The 21,997-nt window shown below is 35.2% G+C and carries 22 protein-coding genes; 20 read left to right on the plus strand and 2 right to left on the minus strand.

Annotated features, from left to right (window positions below; all coding sequences use genetic code 11):
* Window positions 1–178: 178 nt before the first annotated feature.
* From ILT06_RS22635 to ILT06_RS22725, 19 genes are all read left to right on the plus strand, one after another.
* Entirely contained in the window at window positions 179–1,456 is a 1,278-nt protein-coding gene (locus ILT06_RS22635; protein WP_098111120.1) for a polymerase, read from the plus strand.
* Window positions 1,425–2,576 (plus strand): GumK N-terminal domain-containing glycosyltransferase, encoded by a 1,152-nt coding sequence (locus tag ILT06_RS22640; protein WP_149173776.1) that lies wholly within the window; start codon window positions 1,425–1,427, stop codon window positions 2,574–2,576. The genes ILT06_RS22635 and ILT06_RS22640 overlap by 32 nt, the downstream gene beginning before the upstream one ends.
* Window positions 2,577–2,586: 10 nt before the next feature.
* The gene (locus tag ILT06_RS22645) at window positions 2,587–3,681 is read left to right on the plus strand and encodes a glycosyltransferase (protein WP_098094136.1); all 1,095 of its coding nucleotides are present in this window, start codon (window positions 2,587–2,589) and stop codon (window positions 3,679–3,681) included.
* Window positions 3,678–4,802 (plus strand): glycosyltransferase family 4 protein, encoded by a 1,125-nt coding sequence (locus ILT06_RS22650; RefSeq protein ID WP_098094137.1) that lies wholly within the window; start codon window positions 3,678–3,680, stop codon window positions 4,800–4,802. The genes ILT06_RS22645 and ILT06_RS22650 overlap by 4 nt, the downstream gene beginning before the upstream one ends.
* 47 nt (window positions 4,803–4,849) lie before the next feature.
* Window positions 4,850–6,223: a sugar phosphate nucleotidyltransferase gene (locus ILT06_RS22655; protein ID WP_098094139.1), complete on the plus strand. Its 1,374-nt coding sequence runs from the start codon at window positions 4,850–4,852 to the stop codon at window positions 6,221–6,223.
* A 36-nt stretch (window positions 6,224–6,259) separates the two neighbouring features.
* Entirely contained in the window at window positions 6,260–7,207 is a 948-nt protein-coding gene (gene manA, locus ILT06_RS22660; protein WP_098111064.1) for a mannose-6-phosphate isomerase, class I, read from the plus strand.
* Between the two features lie 111 nt (window positions 7,208–7,318).
* On the plus strand, window positions 7,319–8,233 hold the full coding sequence (gene tagU / locus ILT06_RS22665; protein WP_088113892.1) for a polyisoprenyl-teichoic acid--peptidoglycan teichoic acid transferase TagU: 915 nt from the start codon (window positions 7,319–7,321) through the stop codon (window positions 8,231–8,233).
* A gap of 98 nt (window positions 8,234–8,331) precedes the next feature.
* On the plus strand, window positions 8,332–9,150 hold the full coding sequence (locus ILT06_RS22670; RefSeq protein WP_149173775.1) for an SGNH/GDSL hydrolase family protein: 819 nt from the start codon (window positions 8,332–8,334) through the stop codon (window positions 9,148–9,150).
* Between the two features lie 89 nt (window positions 9,151–9,239).
* Window positions 9,240–10,232 carry a UDP-glucose 4-epimerase GalE gene (gene galE / locus ILT06_RS22675; protein ID WP_149173774.1) on the plus strand — a complete coding sequence of 331 codons (993 nt, stop codon included), beginning with the start codon at window positions 9,240–9,242 and terminating at the stop codon, window positions 10,230–10,232.
* Between the two features lie 121 nt (window positions 10,233–10,353).
* Window positions 10,354–11,025, plus strand: a complete 672-nt coding sequence (locus tag ILT06_RS22680; RefSeq protein ID WP_088047769.1) for a response regulator transcription factor — start codon at window positions 10,354–10,356, stop codon at window positions 11,023–11,025.
* 11 nt (window positions 11,026–11,036) lie between these two features.
* Window positions 11,037–12,467, plus strand: coding sequence for a HAMP domain-containing sensor histidine kinase (locus ILT06_RS22685; protein WP_149173773.1), 1,431 nt, complete (start codon window positions 11,037–11,039; stop codon window positions 12,465–12,467).
* 66 nt (window positions 12,468–12,533) lie between these two features.
* Window positions 12,534–13,316, plus strand: coding sequence for a DUF3919 family protein (locus tag ILT06_RS22690; RefSeq protein ID WP_000826638.1), 783 nt, complete (start codon window positions 12,534–12,536; stop codon window positions 13,314–13,316).
* On the plus strand, window positions 13,313–14,347 hold the full coding sequence (locus tag ILT06_RS22695; RefSeq protein WP_098111066.1) for an ABC transporter substrate-binding protein: 1,035 nt from the start codon (window positions 13,313–13,315) through the stop codon (window positions 14,345–14,347). Before ILT06_RS22690 ends, ILT06_RS22695 begins: the two co-directional genes overlap by 4 nt.
* Window positions 14,348–14,366: 19 nt before the next feature.
* On the plus strand, window positions 14,367–15,701 hold the full coding sequence (gene pgtP, locus ILT06_RS22700) for an MFS transporter (protein ID WP_046960113.1): 1,335 nt from the start codon (window positions 14,367–14,369) through the stop codon (window positions 15,699–15,701).
* A gap of 239 nt (window positions 15,702–15,940) precedes the next feature.
* Entirely contained in the window at window positions 15,941–17,134 is a 1,194-nt protein-coding gene (locus ILT06_RS22705) for an efflux RND transporter periplasmic adaptor subunit (RefSeq protein WP_222655565.1), read from the plus strand.
* On the plus strand, window positions 17,131–17,811 hold the full coding sequence (locus ILT06_RS22710; protein WP_064476150.1) for an ABC transporter ATP-binding protein: 681 nt from the start codon (window positions 17,131–17,133) through the stop codon (window positions 17,809–17,811). Before ILT06_RS22705 ends, ILT06_RS22710 begins: the two co-directional genes overlap by 4 nt.
* Window positions 17,808–19,010, plus strand: coding sequence for an ABC transporter permease (locus ILT06_RS22715; RefSeq protein ID WP_000054368.1), 1,203 nt, complete (start codon window positions 17,808–17,810; stop codon window positions 19,008–19,010). The genes ILT06_RS22710 and ILT06_RS22715 overlap by 4 nt, the downstream gene beginning before the upstream one ends.
* A 128-nt stretch (window positions 19,011–19,138) precedes the next feature.
* Window positions 19,139–19,840 (plus strand): YknW family membrane protein, encoded by a 702-nt coding sequence (yknW, locus tag ILT06_RS22720; RefSeq protein ID WP_064476151.1) that lies wholly within the window; start codon window positions 19,139–19,141, stop codon window positions 19,838–19,840.
* 218 nt (window positions 19,841–20,058) lie between these two features.
* Window positions 20,059–20,529 (plus strand): sigma-70 family RNA polymerase sigma factor, encoded by a 471-nt coding sequence (locus ILT06_RS22725; RefSeq protein ID WP_098111070.1) that lies wholly within the window; start codon window positions 20,059–20,061, stop codon window positions 20,527–20,529.
* Between the two features lie 55 nt (window positions 20,530–20,584).
* Here the strand turns inward: ILT06_RS22725 and ILT06_RS22730 are convergent, their stop codons facing one another.
* Window positions 20,585–21,091, minus strand: coding sequence for a competence protein ComK (locus ILT06_RS22730; RefSeq protein WP_088047775.1), 507 nt, complete (start codon window positions 21,089–21,091; stop codon window positions 20,585–20,587).
* A 194-nt stretch (window positions 21,092–21,285) separates the two neighbouring features.
* On the opposite strand from ILT06_RS22730, the gene ILT06_RS22735 reads away from it, so the two are divergent.
* Entirely contained in the window at window positions 21,286–21,684 is a 399-nt protein-coding gene (locus tag ILT06_RS22735; protein WP_016085527.1) for a DUF4359 domain-containing protein, read from the plus strand.
* A gap of 19 nt (window positions 21,685–21,703) precedes the next feature.
* On the opposite strand, the gene ILT06_RS22740 is transcribed toward ILT06_RS22735, so the two are convergent.
* Complete coding sequence (locus ILT06_RS22740; RefSeq protein ID WP_001197601.1) at window positions 21,704–21,919, minus strand: DUF2922 domain-containing protein; 216 nt, start codon at window positions 21,917–21,919, stop codon at window positions 21,704–21,706.
* Between the last annotated feature and the right edge of the window lie 78 nt (window positions 21,920–21,997).

Consider the following 21,997-nt stretch of genomic DNA (forward strand, 5'->3'; position numbering starts at 1 on the left):
TTCTTTCTATTACGTAAAAGTATATTTTTAGGAAAGGGAAGTTATATTTATGGTATTTGTCATAAACAGATTCATTATTTATCACATCCATAGCTCAATATTTTATTGAAAAAGGCAATAAATATAGGTGACTATTGTTTACCAGGATAAGAGTTTAAATAATTTAATTGTAGTTAGGATGATTAATTTGCAAAACCATAAAGTTATTACAAATAAACTGGCTTTAAAAATCTACGTATTCTTAGCTGCTTTTTTAGCTTTTTTAACGCTAGAACCTTTTTTTGTATGGGGAAATAAATTAAAAGAGATAGTAGGGTGTTTTTATGTCGCTTATTTTCTGTTGATTTCCGTTAAATATAAGATTATTTCAAGAGAAAATATAAAATTAGCATTTTATACAATTTTTTTAGTGATGTTATATAGTTTTAGATATGAGGAAATATATAAAATTTTGTATAGCTTTTTATTTTTATGCGCTGTACTTATACCTTTTGTATTATTAACAAACAAAATGAAGTTAAAAATTTATGATTTTTTTATTAAAATAATAGCTGTTTCGTATATTCCTGCAATAATCGTTGCCTTTTTACTACTATTAGGGATTGACTTGAGTTGGGATAATTTAATTAGTTACTCTACAAGTAAATCCCATTATCGACAATATTTATGGAGTGCTAACTACGCAGTATATTATGGATTTTCTGAGCAATACTTTTTTTCTTATGGAGGAAGTATTGATAGAATATGTGCGATGTTTAATGAACCTGGTGTAGTTGGAACAGTAAGTGCTTTAATTTTAATTTCCAAGAGATTCAAATTGGATAGATTATACGAAAAAATAATTTTAGTGGCGGGAATTCTGTCTTTATCTATGGCTTTTTATTTGCTAATAGGTTTGTATATTATAGTAAAAAATAAAAAATATTTTGCCCTATGTTTTATTGCATACATTTTAATTTTTACATTCACGCCAAAGGATTCATATTTATATAATAGAATACTTTATCGCTTTGAAATAAATTCAGATGGTGTAGCGGGAAATAACCGAACAAACGAAGGGTTTGAGTATCTATATAAAGATTTTAAGGCAGGAGGTATAAAAGAACAGTTATTTGGAATGGGAGAAAAGGAATACTTCCAAAAAGCTCTAAATTATAAATCAGAGGCATTATCTTGGAAGACTTTTACCGTTATCAACGGTTATTTTCTTTTAATAGCCCATTCATTGTTCTTTTTATATATTGGCCTTAAAGAAAGATGTAAAATAGCATTTGTTTTTACCATGTTTTATTTTATGTCTTTATATCAAAGGCCTTTCGACTTCTCATTAGGATATTGGTTAATATTCTTTGCTGGTATTCTATACAGTTTAAATAAAGAAAAAAGTACAGTTGATAATAAAAGTTTATCGAGGGGAAATTTAAATGAAGAAAAAAGCATTATTTGCAACCAGTAATTATTGGAATTCACCGTTCCAAGTAGGTACTCATCATATTGCTAAAGAATTAGTGAGAAAAGGGTGGGAAATTGCTTATATTTCAGCACCAATCTCACCTATTCATCGAATGTTTTCACCTACTAAGGAATTTTATGATCGATATGAGATTTACAAAAAAGGTGGAGAAACTTTTGAGAACGGAAAGGTCTGGTCGTACGTACCTGGGGCGTTATTGACACCAAATAATAAACCCATTTTAAGAAGTGAAATTATATATAATCACTGGAGTAAACTCGGATATCCTAATATGAAAAAGTTAATAGAACTTAAAGGTTTTAGGGAAGTGGATTTACTTTATTTTGATAATGGTCTCCAAAATTACTTGTTAGATTTTATAAGTTATAAAAAATCAGTTTTTAGAATGGCAGATAAAAATTCTGGTTTTTCTAATAGTACAAAAGCACTAGAGAAAGCAGAAACAAAGTTATCTCAAAGTGTAGATCGAGTTTTATATACTGCACATACGTTAGAAAATCATGTAAATAGTTTAAAACCTAAAGATACATTATATTTCCCAAACGGTGTTAACTTAGCTCACTTTTTAGAAAAAAAGGAGCAACCTGTTGAATATAAATCTATTGATAAACCAATTATTGTTTATGTAGGTGCTATAGAAGAATGGTTTGATTTTAACTTATTTAATGAGATGGCTAAAAGAATGCCAGACTTTGCGTTTGTAGTAATAGGTCCTGATAAATTGGCTAAGCAGCACATTAATGAAATTGAGAATGTTCATATTTTAGGTAGAAGAAGTTATGATCAACTCCCAGCATACCTTCAACATGCTAACGTGGGGATTATACCTTTTAATGTTAAAGAGTACGCTAGTTTATTAGATTATGTAAATCCATTAAAGTTGTATGAATATATGGTTTCTGGTATTCCAGTAGTTAGTAGTAAGTGGAAAGAATTGGAGTTAATAAATAGTCCAGCACAATTAGCTGAAAACCTAGATCAATTTATAGACGCTATTAAAGAAGCGGCGAGAGATATGGATAAAGAAAAATATATTAGCTTTGCAAAGCAACATAGCTGGACTAGTAGGGTAGATAATTTGCTAGCAGAAGTATTAGAATAGGTGATTAATTTTGAAAAAAAAGGTGCTATTAATAACAGTTAGAGCAGATTATGGTGGAGGACCTGAACATGTATATCGGTTGATAAAAAATATGGATACCAATATAGAATATTATGTCGCTTGTCCAGAAGAAGAACCGTATTGGGATAGATATACAGAACTATTAGGTAAAGAGAAGTTAATAAAAATTCCGCATAGAAAATTCATATTGAAATATTATTTTGAAATGCTAAATTTCGTAAAAAGAAATAATATTGATATTATTCATTCGCATGGAAAGGGAGCAGGTATTTATAGTCGATTATTAAAAGTTTTTTCTCCCAAAAATATGAAGATAGTACATACTTTTCACGGTATACACTTAGATTATAAGAATCTTATAAATAAGATTTATATTTTTATAGAGAGATTTTTATCTTATTTTACAGATGCTTTTATTTGTGTGTCGGATGGGGAACGAGATAAAGTAAATAATGTAAAATTAGTTCAAAATAGTAAACTCAACGTTATTGTAAATGGTGTAGAAATTCCAAAGGATTGCTTAGTTAATGATAATCAAGTTCTTAACATTGTTTCAGTCACGAGATTTGATAATCAAAAAAACTCAAGAAAATCTATAGAAATAATGGAAAATCTCATTAAAAAGCATGGATATGAAGAATCTACCTTAACTTTTATAGGTCAAGGACCTCAAGCGAGAGAATTACAAGATTATGTGAATATGAGGAAGTTGGAGAGGAATATTATCTTTTTTGGCCCTACTCAAAATGTAATAGAAGAAATGCAGAAGTATAATATGTACTTGTCATCCGCAAAGTGGGAAGGTATGCCTTTAGCGGTATTAGAGGCAATGTCATTGGGATTACCTGCAGTCTTGTCTAATGTAGTTGGAAACCGTGATATTGTAGAACATGGTAAGGATGGTTATTTATACGAATTAGATGATACGGATAAAATAGCTGACCTGATAGTTCAATTAAAAGATGAAAAATGGACTTATATGTCGACTAAAGCGAGAGAAAAGATTGTTAGTAAATATAGTGTGCAACAAATGGTAAAAGGTACAAAACAAATATATTCTAAGATTAGTGGTGTTTCTAAATGAAGATAGCAATTGTACATGATTGGTTCGTGACATATGCGGGAGCTGAAAAAGTTGTAGAACAAATGTTAGATGTTTTTCCAGAAGCGGATTTATTTAGTGTTGTAGATCATCTAGGAGAAAATAGAGGGTTTATAAAAAATAAGGAAGTAAAAACTACCTTTATTCAAAAATTACCTTTCTCAAAGAAAAAATATAGAAATTATTTACCATTAATGCCTTTAGCAATTGAACAATTAGATTTATCTCAATATGATGTAATTCTTTCCAGCTCACATGCTGTAGCAAAAGGTGTCTTGACTGGTCCAGATCAGATACATATTTCATATGTACATTCGCCTATCCGTTATGCTTGGGATTTACAACATCAGTATTTGAGAGAATCTAAATTAGACAAAGGGATAAAAGGGTTAATAACGAAATCCATTTTACATAAGGTTAGAAATTGGGATTACCGTACTGCAAATGGTGTTGATTATTTCATTGGGAATTCAAATTTTATTGGGCGTAGAATATGGAAGGTATATAGAAGAGAATCAGAGGTAATATATCCGCCTGTTGATATTTCTGCATTTACGTTACATGAACAAAAAGAAGATTTTTATTTAACGGCATCACGTATGGTTCCATATAAAAAAATTGATTTAATTGTAGAAGCCTTTGCAAATATGCCAGATAAAAAGCTGGTTGTTATTGGAGATGGTCCAGATTTTGAAAAAGTGAAAGCGAAGGCTAAAGGTAATATTCAAATTTTAGGTTATCAATCATTTGAGGTACTTAAAGATCATATGCAACGTGCAAAAGGCTTTGTATTTGCTGCAGAAGAGGATTTTGGCATTACACCAGTAGAAGCACAGGCTTGTGGTACACCTGTTATTACATATGGTAAGGGTGGTGCTACAGAAACTGTTTTGGATTTAAATCATGAGAAACCAACTGGTCTATTCTTTAAAGAGCAGACTGTTGAAAGTATTATTGAGAAGATTGATGAATTTGAAAGAAGTTATAATAAGTTTACTCCATCTAACTGTAGGGAGAATGCTATAAGATTTTCTCCAGAGAGATTTAGAGAAGAGATTAGAAGTATTGTGGAGGAAAAATATAAAGAAAAATTTCTAGGGTGAGGAGATAAAATCTTCACCCTTTTTATTTCTTGTAAGGGAGTGGAAATATGAAATTAATACTACTATCTGGTGGTTCAGGAAAACGTCTATGGCCATTATCAAATGATTCACGTTCTAAGCAATTTTTAAAAGTACTTAAAAATGAGAATGATGAAATGCAATCTATGGTTCAAAGGGTATGGGGACAATTAACAAGCTTAGGAATTGAAAATAATGCAGTTATTGCCACAAGTAAATCTCAAGTAGATATGATTAATAGTCAACTAGGAAATGATGTACCTATTATTATCGAACCAGAGCGTCGTGATACATTCCCAGCAATCGCTCTTGCTGCTTCATATCTATACTCTAAAGAGCACGTTGATTTGGATGAAGTTGTAGGTGTATTACCTGTAGATCCATACGTAGAAAATAGTTTCTTTGAAAGGCTATTGGATTTAGAAAAGGCATTAAACTCTTCAAACGCAGATTTAGGTTTAATGGGGATCACTCCTACATATCCATCTGAAAAATATGGTTATATTGTTCCAAATGTAGAGGAGAGCACACAAGAACTAATTCAAGTAAGTCATTTTAAAGAAAAGCCAGCCACTGCCGAGGCAGAAGAGTTACTAAAACAAAATGCACTTTGGAACAGTGGTGTATTTGCATTTAAATTAGATAAAATTATCTCCTTATTAGATCAAAAGGGACTGCCTGTTCAATATGATATGTTAGTTCAACAATATGCAAGTTTACCAAAGATAAGTTTTGACTATGAAGTAGTAGAGAAAACAGAAAATATTGTTGCGCTTCCTTATAATGGTTCATGGAAAGACCTTGGAACTTGGAATACTCTTACAGAAGAAATGGGGACGAATATCCTCGGTAAGGGAAATATGGGGATTGAATGTGAGGAAAACCATATTATTAATGAGTTAGATATCCCAATTTCTGTATTAGGTCTTTCTAACATAATTGTAGCTGCTAGCCCAGATGGTATTTTAGTATCAGAAAAAGAGGCGAGCCCTCGAGTGAAAGAATTAGTAGGGGATTGGGATCAAAGACCAATGTATGAAGAACGTCGCTGGGGTTGGTACCGTGTACTAGATCATACAAAATATGATGATGGAAACGAAGTATTAACAAAGCGCATTGGTATTACTGCTAGTAAAAATTTAAGCTATCAATATCATAATAATAGAAGTGAAGTTTGGACAGTCGTAAAAGGTGAAGGTATTTTTGTATTAGATGAAGAAATACGAGTGGTTCGCCCTGGGGATGTGTTGGAAATTCAGCCAGGACAGAAACATGCGATTAAAGCTGTTACAGATTTGGAGTTTATCGAGGTGCAATCAGGAAGTGAATTAATTGAGGAAGATATTGTTCGCATTTATATGCAATGGAACGAGATAGAGGAAGCTTGTTATTTAAAAAAGTAAAAATTAGTAGTAAGTGCAACTAGAGGTGGAGTTATTTTGTATAAAGAACCATTATTTTTTCAACCAGTACTACAGGAGCGAATTTGGGGAGGAGAATCTTTAAAAGAATTTAATTATGAGTTACCTTCACAAACTACTGGTGAATGCTGGGGAATTTCTGCTCATTTAAATGGACCAAGTATAGTAAAGGGCGGTAAATATAAAGGTTTAACGTTAAAGCAACTATGGGATGAACATAGAGCATTATTCGGGAACTATCAAGCTGAGCAGTTCCCGTTATTAACTAAAATCCTAGATGCAAAAAAAGACTTATCTGTACAAGTACATCCTAATGATGAGTTTGCTAATATATATGAGCATGGTGAATTAGGGAAGACAGAGTGTTGGTATATTATTGATTGTAAAGAAGATGCTGAAATAGTATATGGGCATACTGCTCAAACCAAAGAAAAATTTAAGGAAATGGTTGAGCGGGGGAACTGGGATCGATTACTTCAGAGAAAAAAAATCCAACCGGGTGAATTTTTTTATGTACCAAGTGGAACCATCCATGCGTTATGTGAAGGTACATTAGTATTGGAAACGCAGCAAAGCTCAGATACAACATATCGTGTGTATGATTATGATCGTGTCGATAGTGCTGGGAATAAACGAGAACTACATGTTGAAAAATCAATTGCTGTATCGATGATTCCTCATGAGGATTATGAAGTTTATCCTGAAATTGAAAAAGAAAATGGTGCTATTGTTACTAAATATGTACAAAAAAAGTATTTTTCAGTTTATAAATGGGAGATTCAAGAGGAAGCATCTTTTCAACAAAATCAACCATTTCAATTAGTAAGTGTAATTGAAGGTGAAGCGACGTTAAGAACTGTGAGTGGGGAATTTAGTATAAAAAAAGGAGATCACTTTATTCTTCCTGCTGGAATTGAAAGTTTTGTTGTAAAAGGAAATGTGACTTTAATTGTCTCTCATCCGTAGGGTAGGTCATATTAATTTTGTGATTTAACTTTATCATTTAGTATTATTGCTATAATATAATGAAGAAGTCTTGGTATTTTATTTGTAATTATAAGCAAAGAGGGTATAGAAATGAAAAAGAAAATTTTATTTTGGATTCTTGGTATAATAGGAGTACTCATTATTGGTGGCGGAGCGTATGCTTATCATGTGTATTCTAATGTATCTAACACATTAGATGCAGTTCATAAGCCTTTAGACCGTGATAAATCGGATAAACGTTCAGAAAAAGTTGATGTGTCTGATAAAAAGCCTATTTCAATTTTAATGATGGGTGTAGATCAACGTGGTGAAGATCAAGGGCGTTCGGATTCTTTAATGTTATTTACACTAAATCCAACCAAAAAATCGATGAAAATTACAAGTATTCCACGTGATTCTTATACAGAGATTGTTGGAAAAGGTAAAAAAGATAAGATTAATCACGCTTATGCTTTCGGTGGAATTAACATGTCAGTAAAAACAGTAGAGAATTTCTTAAATGTTCCTGTTGATCATTATATTGAAGTGAATATGGAAGGATTTAAAGATATTGTTGATGCTGTTGGTGGAGTAGATATTAATAATGATATGGACTTTACAATTGATGGTGTTCATTATGCAAAAGGTGATTTGCATTTAAATGGCGAGAAAGCCTTGTTATATTCTAGAATGAGATACCAAGATACTCGCGGTGACTTCGGTCGACAAATGCGCCAACGTCAAGTCATACAAGCTGTAATTAAAAAGGGTGCAAGCGTATCTTCTCTAGCAAGTTACGGTGATGTTTTAAAAGCGATTGAGAAAAACGTTAAAACAAGTTTAACGCAAGATCAAATGTTTGATATTCAAAAGAACTATAAAGATTGTATGCAAAACAGTGAAGAAATCCAAATCCCAGGTGACGGACACAAAGCCGCTGATGGTATTTGGTACTACTATGTTCCAGATGCAGCAAAACAGGATTTAACGAATAAGTTAAGATCGCATCTTGAATTGACTAAATAATATGTAATAACCCAACTCCTTTGGAAGGAGTTGGGTTTATTTTTGCATAGATTTATATTAATATTATATATTGTGAGATTAATAGATGAGGTGAATCGATGAATAAGAAAGCAGTACTTGTCCTAGTTATTTTTGTATTGTTTGTCGCTTCGGTTGTGAGCGGTAAATTGTACTGGAATAAGAAGATTGCGCATGCGACGGGACAGACGAGTGAAGTAACGAAAACGAAGTCTGAAGTGAAAGATAGTGGAGAGAAGAAAACAGAGAAAAAACAAGATGCGAAGTCATCTTTTAATGAAGCATATGCGAAGAATTTACCAGATGAAGTGAAAGAGAAGTTAAAGAAAGCTGCTGAGGATAAAAAGGCAGTAAACCTTGTAATTGTTGGTGATGAAGCTTCTTCATCTGAAAAAGATGCTTGGGCAGCTAAGTTAACGGCTAATTTAGAAACTGCTTACGGTAAAGGGTTATGGAATGTGACAGTAAAGGAATATAAGGGTGAAAGTACAGACGAGTTAATCACAAATAAACGTGATAAAGAGATTGCGAAAGAAAATCCAGATGTGATTTTATTCGAGCCACCGTTTATTACTGACAATGGTAAAACTGGTAATGGAAACTCTGTTGCGAGTACACAGAAATTTGTACAAGCACTTTCTACTAGTGCAAAGGGTGCTACGATTATGATTCAACCACCAAACCCAGTGTATGGTGCGAAGAATTATCCGAAGGCAATTGAGGCGTTAAAGCAACTTGCGACGCAAAATGGTTATACATATGTAGATCATTGGGGAGCATGGCCTGATGCATCAACGAAGGCTATTCTGCCATATTTAACAGAAGAGTTCGGTTTCCCAAGTGCTAAAGGGCATGAAGTTTGGGCACAATATGTAACGGATTATTTCGTTGCTAAGTAATAAAGGTACACAAAAGGTATACGAGCAATCGTATACCTTTTATAATAAGAGAGTGAATAAGAAATCCTAATATATGTAGGAGGAAGACGATGAATTCAATTCTAATCTGCGGCGGAGCTGGTTATATCGGTTCTCACGCTGTGAAAAAATTAGTAGACGAAGGTTTATCTGTTGTAGTAGTAGATAACTTACAAACGGGTCATGAGGATGCAATTACGGAAGGTTCGAAGTTTTATAATGGAGACCTTCGTGATAAAGCATTTTTAAGAGATGTTTTTAAACAAGAAAATATTGAGGCGGTTATGCATTTCGCAGCGGATTCTTTAGTTGGAGTTAGTATGGAGAAGCCTCTTCAATATTATAATAACAATGTGTATGGTGCACTTTGCTTATTAGAGGTAATGGATGAGTTTAAGGTAGATAAGTTTATTTTCTCTTCTACTGCGGCGACGTATGGTGAGGTAGATGTAGACCTTATTACTGAGGGAACGATGACAAATCCAACGAATACGTATGGAGAAACGAAGTTAGCAATCGAGAAGATGCTCCATTGGTATAGCCAAGCTTCTAATTTACGTTATAAGATTTTCAGATACTTTAACGTGGCTGGTGCAACTCCAAATGGTATTATTGGGGAAGATCACCGTCCAGAGACACATTTAATTCCTCTTGTACTGCAAGTGGCGTTAGGTCAACGTGAGAAAATTATGATGTTTGGTGAGGATTATAATACACCAGATGGTACTTGTATCCGTGATTATATTCATGTTGAAGATTTAGTGGCAGCTCACTTCTTAGGGCTTAAAGACCTACAGAACGGCGGAGAGAGTGATTTTTATAACTTAGGAAATGGTAATGGTTTCAGTGTAAAAGAAATCGTTGATGCAGTTCGTGAAGTTACAAATCATGAAATTCCAGCTGAGGTGGCACCGCGCCGTGCGGGAGATCCAGCACGTTTAGTTGCTTCTTCTCAGAAAGCGAAAGAGAAGTTAGGATGGGATCCTCAGTATGTAAATGTGAAGACAATCATTGAGCATGCTTGGAATTGGCATCAGAAGCAACCTAATGGGTATGCTAAATAAATATAATAAGTGAAAGAGAGGGTATTGTCGTTCAACATATGTTCGACAATACCCTCTCTTTTTTTGTATGATTTTTGCTATACTAAACTGTACTATAATACGGGATGAAAGGAGGAGAATAATGAAAATACTTGTAGTTGATGATGAATCGAGTATTCGTAATTTGATTCGGATGCAGTTGGAGATGGAAGGGTATGAAGTGCTCACGGCGGCTGATGGAAGAGAAGCTTTAGAGAAATGGAATGAAGGGCCGGATGTATTGATTTTGGATGTTATGCTACCAGATACAGATGGGTATGAGTTGCTTCGCTTGTTCCGTGAGAAGAATAGGGATATTCCAGTGCTCATGTTAACTGCAAAGAGTCAGATGAATGATAAATTGCTTGGTCTGCAGCTTGGTGCGGATGATTATGTGACGAAGCCATTTAATTATGCTGAGCTTATTCTTCGGGTCAAGAATATGACGCGGCGTGTGAAGAAGGCAGAGGTAACGGTAAGTCATGAAGTAATTGGGGCAGGAGAGATAACGATTTGTCCTAAGGAAAGAAAAGTGCATGTTAGTGGACAAGAAATTCAGTTAACGTACCGAGAGTTTAATTTATGTCAGTTGTTTGCTTCAAATCCGCAGCGTGTATTTATGAGAGATGAGTTACTTGAGAAAGTATGGGGGTTTGAGTATATCGGAAATACGAGAGCGGTTGATATTATGGTGCAAAGACTGCGGAAGAAGCTAGGGAATAGCGGGGAATATATTAAGACAATTTATGGCGTTGGCTATAAACTGGATTGTTAAGTGGTGATGGTATGTCTTTAAAAAGAAATATGGTGTTTGGAATAGTGGGACTGTTAATCCCGATTTTTGTTCTTTTGTACGCAGTTGTTTATATTACGTTAGAAAAGAATATGTATCATAACGCGGCAAATTCTTTAGAGAAATTAAGTGTAGAAGCACAAATTTATACGATGAATTATTTAGAGAAGGAAGCAGAGGTAGAGACGCTCGGTCCAAATTCACTTTTAATTGCTTCGTATTTAGCGAAGCGTATGGATGTCCGTGTACAGATGATTGGAAAGAATGGAGATGTTGTTGCGGATACGCAAAAAGGAGCACTTCTTCATCGGAACATTGATATTGAGAGCTCTTTGAAGGGGAAGAAGTCTTATGTTTTTGAAGAAGGAGACCCAGCTCCAATTCTTTTGTTTTCAAGCCCAGTTTATTATGGAAACGATGTCATCGGAAGTGTTCGTTTTATAAATGAGTTAACGGGTGAGAAGGAAGTTTTAACAAATGTTGGCTGGACGTTTTTAATGACGTCTCTTTGTCTAGTAGCTGCGGGTATTTTCTTTGCAATTCGTTTGGCAAAGTCTCTTCATAAGCCAATCGATCAGTTAAGACAAATGGCAAAGCGGCTTGCGAATGGGGATTATAAAAGCAAGATTGAGCTAAATGAATATGTGGAAATTGCTCAGCTGTCAGCGTCTTTTAATGCGATGGCGGATGGAATTGAACTACATATTAAGCAATTGAAAGAGGAGAAAGAGAAGCAGAAAGATTTCTTAGACCGTATTACACATGAGTTGAAAACACCGCTAACGGCGATTATTGGCTATGTGGATTTAATTCCAAAGTTGAAGGTAAAGGAAGATGTACAGGAGAGCCTGCGTTATGTGGCTGTAGAAAGTGAGCGTCTATTATCACTTGTAGAGGAATTACTTAAGTCTTCAAAGTACGGGACGAGTACGTTTGAAGTGTCACCTACAGTTGTGAATATAAAGGAATTAGCAGAAGAAGCAGTTTCAATTGTGAAACCTCGCCTGCAGAAATTTGAGATTGAAGTGATAAATGAGTTAACAGATGTACATGTTGTTGCGGATTTCGATAAGACGAAACAGATTTTCTTAAACGTGCTTGATAATGCGATAAAATATAGCGATGCTACGCAAATTCGTATGAATGTAATTGTAAATGAACGTGAGGCAAAGGTTTTTGTTCATGATGATGGCATTGGTATAGATGAAGGTGTGCTTGCAGAGTGGAATGAATCGCCAGAAGGGAAGGTACTGCCTTCTAGTTACGGGAATGGTTACGGTTTGTATATTTGTCAGGAGATTATGAATAAGCAGGGCGGAAGTATGCGAATTGAGAGTAGTGAAAAAATAGGCACTACAATATTTATTACATTCTTGCTTCCGAGACGAATGGAAGACATAAAAAACTTGAAAGCGGTTAAATGATACATTTATGAAACAATTATGCGGTATTTTCGAAACAACGTTTTTTTATCTTGGAGGTAGGCAGAAATGAAAAGGCTATCATTTCAAATTCTTATGTTTGTTCTTTGTATAATTGTTTCTCTTATTTTGTTTTATGTGATGGAGAAGCAAATATATAATCGGATCACAATAGTGAATGACAAACAAACTGTTTTACAAAGAGTGAATGAATCCCTGCCTACTGAAATGAAGGTTAGGCATGAAAAGTGGGGAGAAATTGTTATAACGGATGAAGTTCGTTTGCATACGATTGTTTCATTCTTTGACCGAATTCAAATAGAACCGAGAGAAGCTAAGAATCAAGAACAAGTATTTACTGGAGAAGTAACGTACTTGAATGGACATAAACGTACTTTTGCAGTAGGTGACTTGTTCCAGTACGGGGCTGATATGTACGGAAAGAATGGTACGGACCCAATGATTTCAGCATTTCAAACGTATTTGTTAAGCCTGTATTACACACCAGAACGTATTAGTGATTTTTTTGCGTCAGCACAGGATGTCATAGTACGCCAAGGTGATGTAGAACGTGCGATGAATCTTACGCACATACTTGATTCGATTCGGTACGCAAAGCAAATTACAGATTACGGAGAAATACAGAAATTATTACAATCACAGAATGAACCAATTGCTTATATTACCGCTTATAAAACAGGGAAGCGTATAAAGAATGAGCGAGAAGACATTCTTACTATTTCTGTGTATCCATCTTACTTTGTTGTGCAATATCTCGGCGATAATAACGGGAATGTTATGTATATGAAAAGCTCCCTCGCAAATTTATTTGTAAAGGAGAATGTGTCATGAGAAAGATAGCCTTTTTCTTCTTTTTGCTAGTAATTGGAGGAGCGATGTCTAGTTGCTCTCGAGATACAACCGCTATTAAATATAATAAAAGTGGTCTCCCTATTTTGGATGATCGTCATCTTGTTGCGTATGTAGCAGCTCGTGAAGAAGTTGGTGAAGCTCTGCTGTCATCATTTTGTAAACCACGCGGCTGTACATATGAATTTATTCGTCTTTCGACAGAGGAGCTTCTTCGGAGGGTAGAAGAGGAAGCTGGAAATCCGAAAGCGGATATTATTATTGGTGGTACGGTAGACGCGCATCAAATGATGAAGCAAAAAAATCTATCTATTCCTGTTACGAGTCAGCATGCGAATCGTATTTCAAAAACTGTTAAAGATAAAGACGGTTATTGGTACGGTTATGAAGTGGAGAAACTGGCAATTGCAATTAATAAAGAGCGGTGGAATGAAGAAATAGCACCGCTCGGACTTCCCTATCCATCAAGGTGGCAAGATTTATTAAATCCAGTATATAAGGGAAAGATTGTTATGCCAGATCCAAATGTCTCAGGAACAGCATATACGTTTTTTCAATCACTTATTGATACTTTAGGTGAAGGGAAAGCGAAGGAATATGTTAAGAACTTGGCAGGACAAGTTGGAGAAGTAACGGTGAATGGTTACATACCGGCAGAACTTGTTGCAAGCGGTGAATATATGATAGGCATCAATTTCATGGGAGATCAGAGAATGCTTCAAAAACGAGGCTTTCCTATTTTAAGTAACGAACCTGAGCAAACAGGATTATCTGTTAATGCGATTTCGAAACTAAAACGTGCACCGAATGGTATTATTTCGGATTTATTTATTGATTATTGTTTATCAGAAGAAGCGGGTCACATTTTAGAAAAGGTTTCGTTTGGTGTACCAACGATGTTTGCGAAGAATGAGCAAGAAATAGAAGGACAGCCGGTTAGAAGAACAAACAAAAATATATCAAATAGCGGAATAATCGAGATATGGAATAGACAGCGTCTCTCTCAGAAGTGAGAAAAGGAGACGAAAATATATGTTTAAATGGCTTAAGCCAGCACCTGCAATTGAGAGATTGCCAGCGGATATGATTGATCGAGTATATAAATTATTACGTATTCGTGTATTAATGGGAATTTCAGTTGGGTATGCTGCTTATTATTTAGTTCGTAGTAACTTTACGTTATCAAGTACGTATTTAGTACAAGAATATGGATTTAGTACAGCTGAAATTGGACTACTAGGTTCAATCATGGCAATTGTTTATGGATTTAGTAAGTTCTTTATGGGGAATTTGTCAGATAAAGCTTTCGCCCAGCGCTTTATCGCAGTCGGTTTATTCTTATCAGGGCTTGTAAATATTTGTTTCGGTTTTGCATCGTCATTTGGAATGATTGTTACACTACTTGTTCTAAACGGTATTGTACAAGGTATGGGAGCACCCCCTTGTAGTATCGTTATGACGAAATGGTTCTCGAAGAAAGAACGCGGTACGAAAACGGGTATTTGGAATATTTCACATAACGTTGGCGGAATGCTCGTACCACCACTTGTCGGAATTGGTGTAGCTATTTTTGGTGAAAATCATTGGCAAGGCGGCGTGTTTATTTTCCCTGCGATTATCGCAATGGTAATTTCAGTTCTTGTTTGGATTAATGCGAAGGATACACCAGAATCAGAAGGTCTTCCTCCAATTGATGAGTATCGTAATGACTATGAAAATCTTGAAAAAGCAGATAATGCTAACAAGATGTCACCAAAAGAAATTTTAATGAAGTATGTAGTGAAAAATAAATTTGTATGGTTCTTATGTATTGCAAATGCATTTGTGTATTTAATTCGTTTCGGCGTTATTAACTGGGTTCCACTTTATTTAACGACAGTTAAAGGCTTCTCAAAAAATGAAGCACACGCGGCGTACGCAATCTTTGAAGGTATGGCAATTCCAAGTTCATTAATCGTTGGTCTTTTAAGTGATAAATTATTTAAAGGAAAACGTATGCCATTATGTATCATTAGTATGGTCGGAGTTGTTATTGGTACGTTTGTATATTGGCAAGCAACTAGCATACTTGTTGTAAGTATTGCAGTTTCTATCATCGGTTGTTTAATTTATGTACCACAGTTCTTAATCGGTTTAAGTGCGATGGAATTAGTACCGAAATTTGCAGTAGGTACGACAGTTGGTATGTGTGGTCTGTTCGGTTATGTGGGCGGAAGTCTTGTAGCTAATGCAGCGATTGGTATTATTGTTGATCGTTCTGGCTGGGACGGTTGCTTCATCTTACTATTAACAGGTGCAATTTTATCAACAATCTTCTTGTTCATCGTTCAACGTGGACATGAGGGGAAAAAAACTAAAGTAGCATAATATTTTGCCTGAAAAGCTATCCAATTGTTATATTGGATAGCTTTTCTTATATTAATATAACCTTTCCTTAAATCTATCTTAAAAGACAATATGTCATATTTCTAATCATTGGAATTTTTGTTACAATATAAATGGATGTGTAAAACTTTGTAAAAAGAATGTAATAATATGTAATTCGTTTTCAGAAAGTTTTATACAATTTTTATATTAAACTATTAAGTTATAAAGGGAGAGAGAATATGGTACCAAATACGGTTCGTACTCCAAGCAAGAAGAAGAAATGGATTATTATCGGGGTTATTGCACTAATTGTTATTGTAGCGGCGGTTAATATTTTTATTATGCAAGGCAAGAAGAAGGGGGCATCAACATCTGCTGATGCTGTGAGGTTTGAGAAGGTAACGGAGCGAAAGCTTAATAATACGAAATTAATTTCTGGCCAGGTGAAACCAGGGAATATTGAAAGTTTCTATGCGGATCCGACTAAAGGGAAAGTGAAAGATATTGCAGTGAAAGAAGGACAAGAGGTAGAGAAAGGTACGAAGTTATTCTCTTATGATAATGAAGAGATTAACTTGCAAATGAAGCAAGCTGAGCTTGATCAGAAGATGGCGGATATGCGTTATGATCAAGGGAAGAAGAAGATTGATTCGTTGAAGAAAGAAATTAAGAAGGCAAAGGATAGCGGAGCTGGGAAAGAAGTAACGGATCCGATGGACGAGCAAGTAAGTGAGTTAGAGATGGCACAAAAGACAACTGATCTTGAGAAAGAAAAAGGGAAGTTGCAGAAAGAAGAGTTAAGTAAAAAGCAGAAAGAGCTTACGATTTATAGTAATTTTACTGGTGTCGTTCAAAAGTTAGATAAAGATGCGGCGCAAAGTTCATCTCAAGCGTTAGGTGGTCAAGGGAAAGCATTTTTACAAGTGGCGTCTAAAGATCCATTCCAAGTGCAAGGGACGTTAACTGAGCTTCAGAAGTCACAAATTCAACCAGATCAAACATTTACTGTAACTGCTAAAGCAAATAATAAGAAGAAGTGGACAGGTAAAATTACAGAGGTAAGTGAATTCCCAACGAGTGCAGAGATGGCTCAAGCTGGTGGTATGGGTGAAGCGACTCAAAATATGTCTCAATATACATATAAAGCAAGTCTTGATAGTCAAGATGGTTTATCTCCAGGTTATCATGTTTCATTGCAAGTAAATTTAGAGAATAAGACGATGATTGCTGTTCCAACTAAGAGCATTGTAGAAAAAGATGGTGATGCATTTGTTTATGTTGAGGATAAAGGAAAGCTTCGTAAACAAAATGTGAAAAAAGGTTCTACTGATGGAGACTGGACAGAGATTGTTGAAGGCGCAAAAGTGGGGCAAAAGGTGGTTAAAAATCCTTCCGACGACGTGTATGACGGAATGGAAGTGAAAGAGAAATGATTACGTTAAATAATATTGCTAAAACGTATTATCAAGGAAAATTGGCAGTGCCAATCTTACATGATATTAGTGTAACAATTCAAAGCGGTGAGTTCGTTTCGATTATGGGACCGTCTGGTTCTGGTAAATCAACGCTTATGAATATTATCGGTTGTTTAGATCGTCCGACAGAAGGCGAATATATGCTGAATGATGTGAATATCTTAACAGCAGACGAGTCAAAGCTTGCTTTAATTCGTAATGAATATATTGGCTTTGTGTTTCAGCACTTTAATTTGCTTCCACGTCTTTCGGCAGTAGAAAATGTTGAACTTCCGCTCGTATACGGTGGTGTGAAGAAAGCAGAGCGTCGTCAAAGGGCTCTGGACGCGCTTGGTAAAGTCGGTTTGTCAGATAGGGTTCACCATTTGCCGAATGAATTATCAGGTGGACAGAAGCAGCGTGTAGCGATTGCAAGGTCGATTGCGAATAATCCAACGTTCATTATGGCTGATGAGCCTACTGGCGCGCTTGATACGAAGTCTGGTGAGCAAGTGATGAATATTTTCACGAAGCTTAATGCAGAAGGTACAACGATTGTTATGGTTACGCATGAAGAGGAAGTAGCAGCGTATTCTTCCCGCCGTATTGTACTGCGAGATGGGAAAATTACAGAAGATAGAAGGTGTGCGGTATGAGTTTACTAGATAGTATAAAAATTGCCCTATCTTCTATTTTAGCTCATAAACTGCGTTCGGCATTAACGATGCTCGGTATTATTATCGGCGTTGGTTCTATTATTACTGTCGTTGCGATTGGGCAAGGCGGGGAAGCAATGCTGAAGTCGAAATTCGCAGGTTCTGGTGGTAATAACCTTATGCCAATTCAATTTAAACCAGATATGAATGATGAGTTTGCTATAGGCGGATTTGAAATACCGAAGTTAACGGAGGAGGATATTTTAGAAGTAAAACAAGTGAAAGATGTTTCACATGTTATTACGACAAATTCGACGACAGAGATACTAGATGTAAATGATAAAAAAGCAAATCTGAATGTTATTGGTCTTGATAATGAATATTTTGCGGTTAATAAAGTAAAGGTCGTAAAGGGACGTACTTTAAATGAATCAGATATTTCTCATGCAAATAACGTTGTGATGATTAGTACAAAAACAGAAAAGACGTTATTTAAGGACGTAAACCCAGTTGGGCAAATTATTGAGATGAAAGGACAACCGATGCAGATTGTCGGTGTGTATACATCTGATAATGAGTTTATGGGATTTGAAATGGAAGAAGCGTTAATCCCCCTTACATTATGGCCTGTTTTATTCGGAACAGATGATATTCAAAATATCGCAATTCAAGCTAAAAATGTAGACGATTTAGAAGCAGCTGGTAAACAAGCTGTTGATGTATTAAATAGTCGTAAGCCAAGTGAAATTCCAGGTAAATATGAACTAGTGAATTTAAAAGAATTCCAAGAAAATGTTTCTAAAGTAACTGGTATTATGACGATGATTATCGGTGGTATTGCGGGTATTTCATTAGTCGTTGGTGGTATTGGTGTTATGAACATTATGCTCGTATCTGTAACGGAGCGTACGCGCGAAATCGGGATACGTAAAGCACTTGGGGCAACACGTAGTAAAATTTTATTACAGTTTTTAATTGAAGCAGTTATGTTAACACTTCTAGGTGGTTTAATCGGAATTGGTCTTGGATATGGCGGGGCCTATATCGTTTCCACATTTGCGAAATGGCCACCACTCGTTTCATGGGAAGTTGTCGTTGGAGGCGTACTATTCTCTATGACACTTGGTATTATTTTCGGATTAATTCCAGCGAACAAAGCTGCGAAATTAGATCCAATTGAAGCATTACGTTATGAATAAGTTAGTAGTGTAATAGAGAGGGAGCTCTCTACTACACATTACCGTTCTAGTGGGCGGTTCGTAGCCTCTATGTTGAGGAAGTGAACCGCCCGTTAGAACGGGTTATATAAATAGAAGGAGGCGTTATAATGGAAGCGAATTTGAATACGCAAAAAGCTGGTGGAGAGAAGCCATCATTGTTCGGAATGATTACTTCTCCTGGTTTACAGTTTGAGAGAATGAAGACGACTGAGAAAGTTTGGGGTATGTTCTTCATAGTGGCGCTATTACAAGGACTTGTAGGTGGTTTAAATTCGTATATTACGTATACATCACCTGAGATGATTGAAATGCAAAAGAAATTAGGTGGTGCACTTGCAGAGCAGGGCTCGCTTGTATCAAATTTAATTTCTAGTACGATATGGGGAATAGTAGGTGTTATGATTGCAACATTCGTTGTTGCAGCTATTTATAAAGTGTTTATGATGTTTTACGGGAATGATACTTCTTATAAAAAAATAGTAATGATTATTGTATACACGGATATTATTGTTATTATTGGTGGACTCATTAATGGTATTATAGCTTTAATTTTAGGTGCTGCACCAACTGCGTATACAAGTTTAGGTCCGTTATTTGAGAAAGGCTCACTTGCATATGGAATCGCTAATTCAATTGAAGTGTTCTATTTATGGAATTTAGTTTTAATTTGGTTAGGATTACAAGTTACAGCAGGATTAAGTAAAGTGAAAGCAGCTATTCCAATTATCGTTTTATTCATTATTAAGGCGGTATTCTTAGCTGCGATTGTTGTATTGATGGCAAAGTTTTTACCTGGTTTGCCGGTATAATATGATTGGACTAAAAGGTGACTCTCCCAAGAGTCACCTTTTTTATTTTTACCCTTATTTCAAATAAGACAAGCAGAATTTCAAATTCTACTTCATGTAATTTCAAATTTCGGCGGTAGTATTTAAAATTACTCACAGTGAAATCGCTTCTTTATTTTTATATTGTGGAGGTACCGGCGGAATAACAAAGAGGTATACCTTTTAGAAACAGGTACTGTGTGAAGCCAGCGACTTTTACAGAGACAGTTGTTTTATATGAAGGAATGATCGTAAATCAAATAAAGAAGCTAGGTATTTATCAAGATCATGAAGAGTATTATCAATGTGGTTTAATTGGTCTTTGGCATGCGTATGAAAGATTTGATGCGGAGAAAGGAAGTTTTCCTGCATATGCAGTTGTAACGGTGCGTGGTTATATATTGGAAAGATTGAAGAAAGAGTCTGCCTTGCAAGAAAGGAATGTTTATGTAGGTGAATATGAGGAGATTTTTTCATTTGAAGATGTTGGATTGAGAGTACAGGATTTTATGAGTGTATTAGATGAGAAGGAGAAGTATATTATTTTCGAACGTTTTTTTGTAGGGAAGACGATGGGGGAAATCGCTAGCGAGATGGAAATGACCTATTATCAAGTGAGGTGGGTGTATCGGCAAGCACTTGAGAAAATGCGAAATAGCTTAAGAGGATAAATAGGATTATAAGAATGGAAGGCAAAGGATATTGCTTTCCATTCTACTTATTCTGTTAAGGTAGTAAATGTAATAAGAGGTTTTTAAATTGTAGTGAATCTTGCATGTTCATACGTGATAATACGTATCCAGCTTTTAATAATTGCTGTTTTAACTTATGGGGACTGATATGTATTGTTGTAGTAGTGCCATTTGAAAAATGAATGTTAGATTTTTTACTCTTTTTGAAAAATTCTATGTCATCTATATGGTTATAAAATAGCCATATACAGTTTGGAGAAGAAGGAGATTCTGTTGGAAAAGCACAAATATATTCTCGATGATTAATCGGAATTGGGACATTTTGTTTAAATTTAAAATTTGTTTGGACTGCATTACGTCTGCCTTGATAAGTAGAATGAACATTGGTTAGACAAGATTGCTTGATGAGTTGGAGAGCGGTTTGACAGGAGTAAAGATGGTTCCCGCTACTGTCGATAATTTTGGTGCGATAATAAGGGTGCTTGTAAGGTTCCAGCATCATTGTAGAATTAGAAATAATAATATCATTTTCGTCATTCATAATTTTGATTCCTCCCTTATAAATGATTTTAATTCCAAATATAATTATATACGAATTAAGTAAAGTGATTGTTAATATTCCGTTTCATATTGTAAATTTTGGCTATTCGTTTACAATCAATAGATGTTAGTCTTTCTAATTTGCATCGCTTGTACATATATATGAAAATAGAAAAGAGTAGGCGGTGAGATAGTATGAAGAAAAGGTATATTATTATGGCTCTAGTTGTTGTTCTTCTAGTATATTTAGCAAATAGTAATCCGAGTAAAGGAGAATATACGGACTGGGCAGCAAAGCAGTTTATGAAACGTAATGATGTAAGTAAGAAGCTAGACGAAGTTCAAAAAGAAAATGAAGAGGGCCTCCTTGGCGATTTAGCATCGGCTGGTAAGAAGTTGGCGAAAAAATATGTTGAGCCACAAGTTGGATTATTAATCGAGAATTATACAAAGCGAAATGATTATATTTTCTTCTCAACATATACGACCGAGTTTGATATAGGCGGAGAGCACTATAAATATGTATGCGTCGGTTTTTCAAAAATCTTTATTCCGATTGAAATGCCGAAGAAAAAAGACGAATCTGCAAAATGATGCAGATTCGTCTTTTTGTTTATAAGGTAATAGGAACTTCAGATACATTCTTTTCTACGAGACGGGCTCCTTTTTTTCGGGTATTATCATTAATTGTTGAAAATACAGATGAGGCAAGGATGGTATCCATTACTTGATTTACGACTTGTGCATCGACAGGTGTAATAGGTTTCTCGATAGAAAAAACAACTGTTTTTCCATCTTCTTTCGCGAAAATTAATTCTAGTACTTGCATACGTTATTTCCTCCTTTTTATTTATCCCGCTATATTGCGAGTAGGGTGTTGGTTCATACTTAGGGGGGATGAACACCC

The organism is Bacillus sp. 17RED48 (assembly GCF_019837545.1).
GTDB classification, from domain to species: Bacteria; Bacillota; Bacilli; order Bacillales; family Bacillaceae_G; genus Bacillus_A; species Bacillus_A wiedmannii.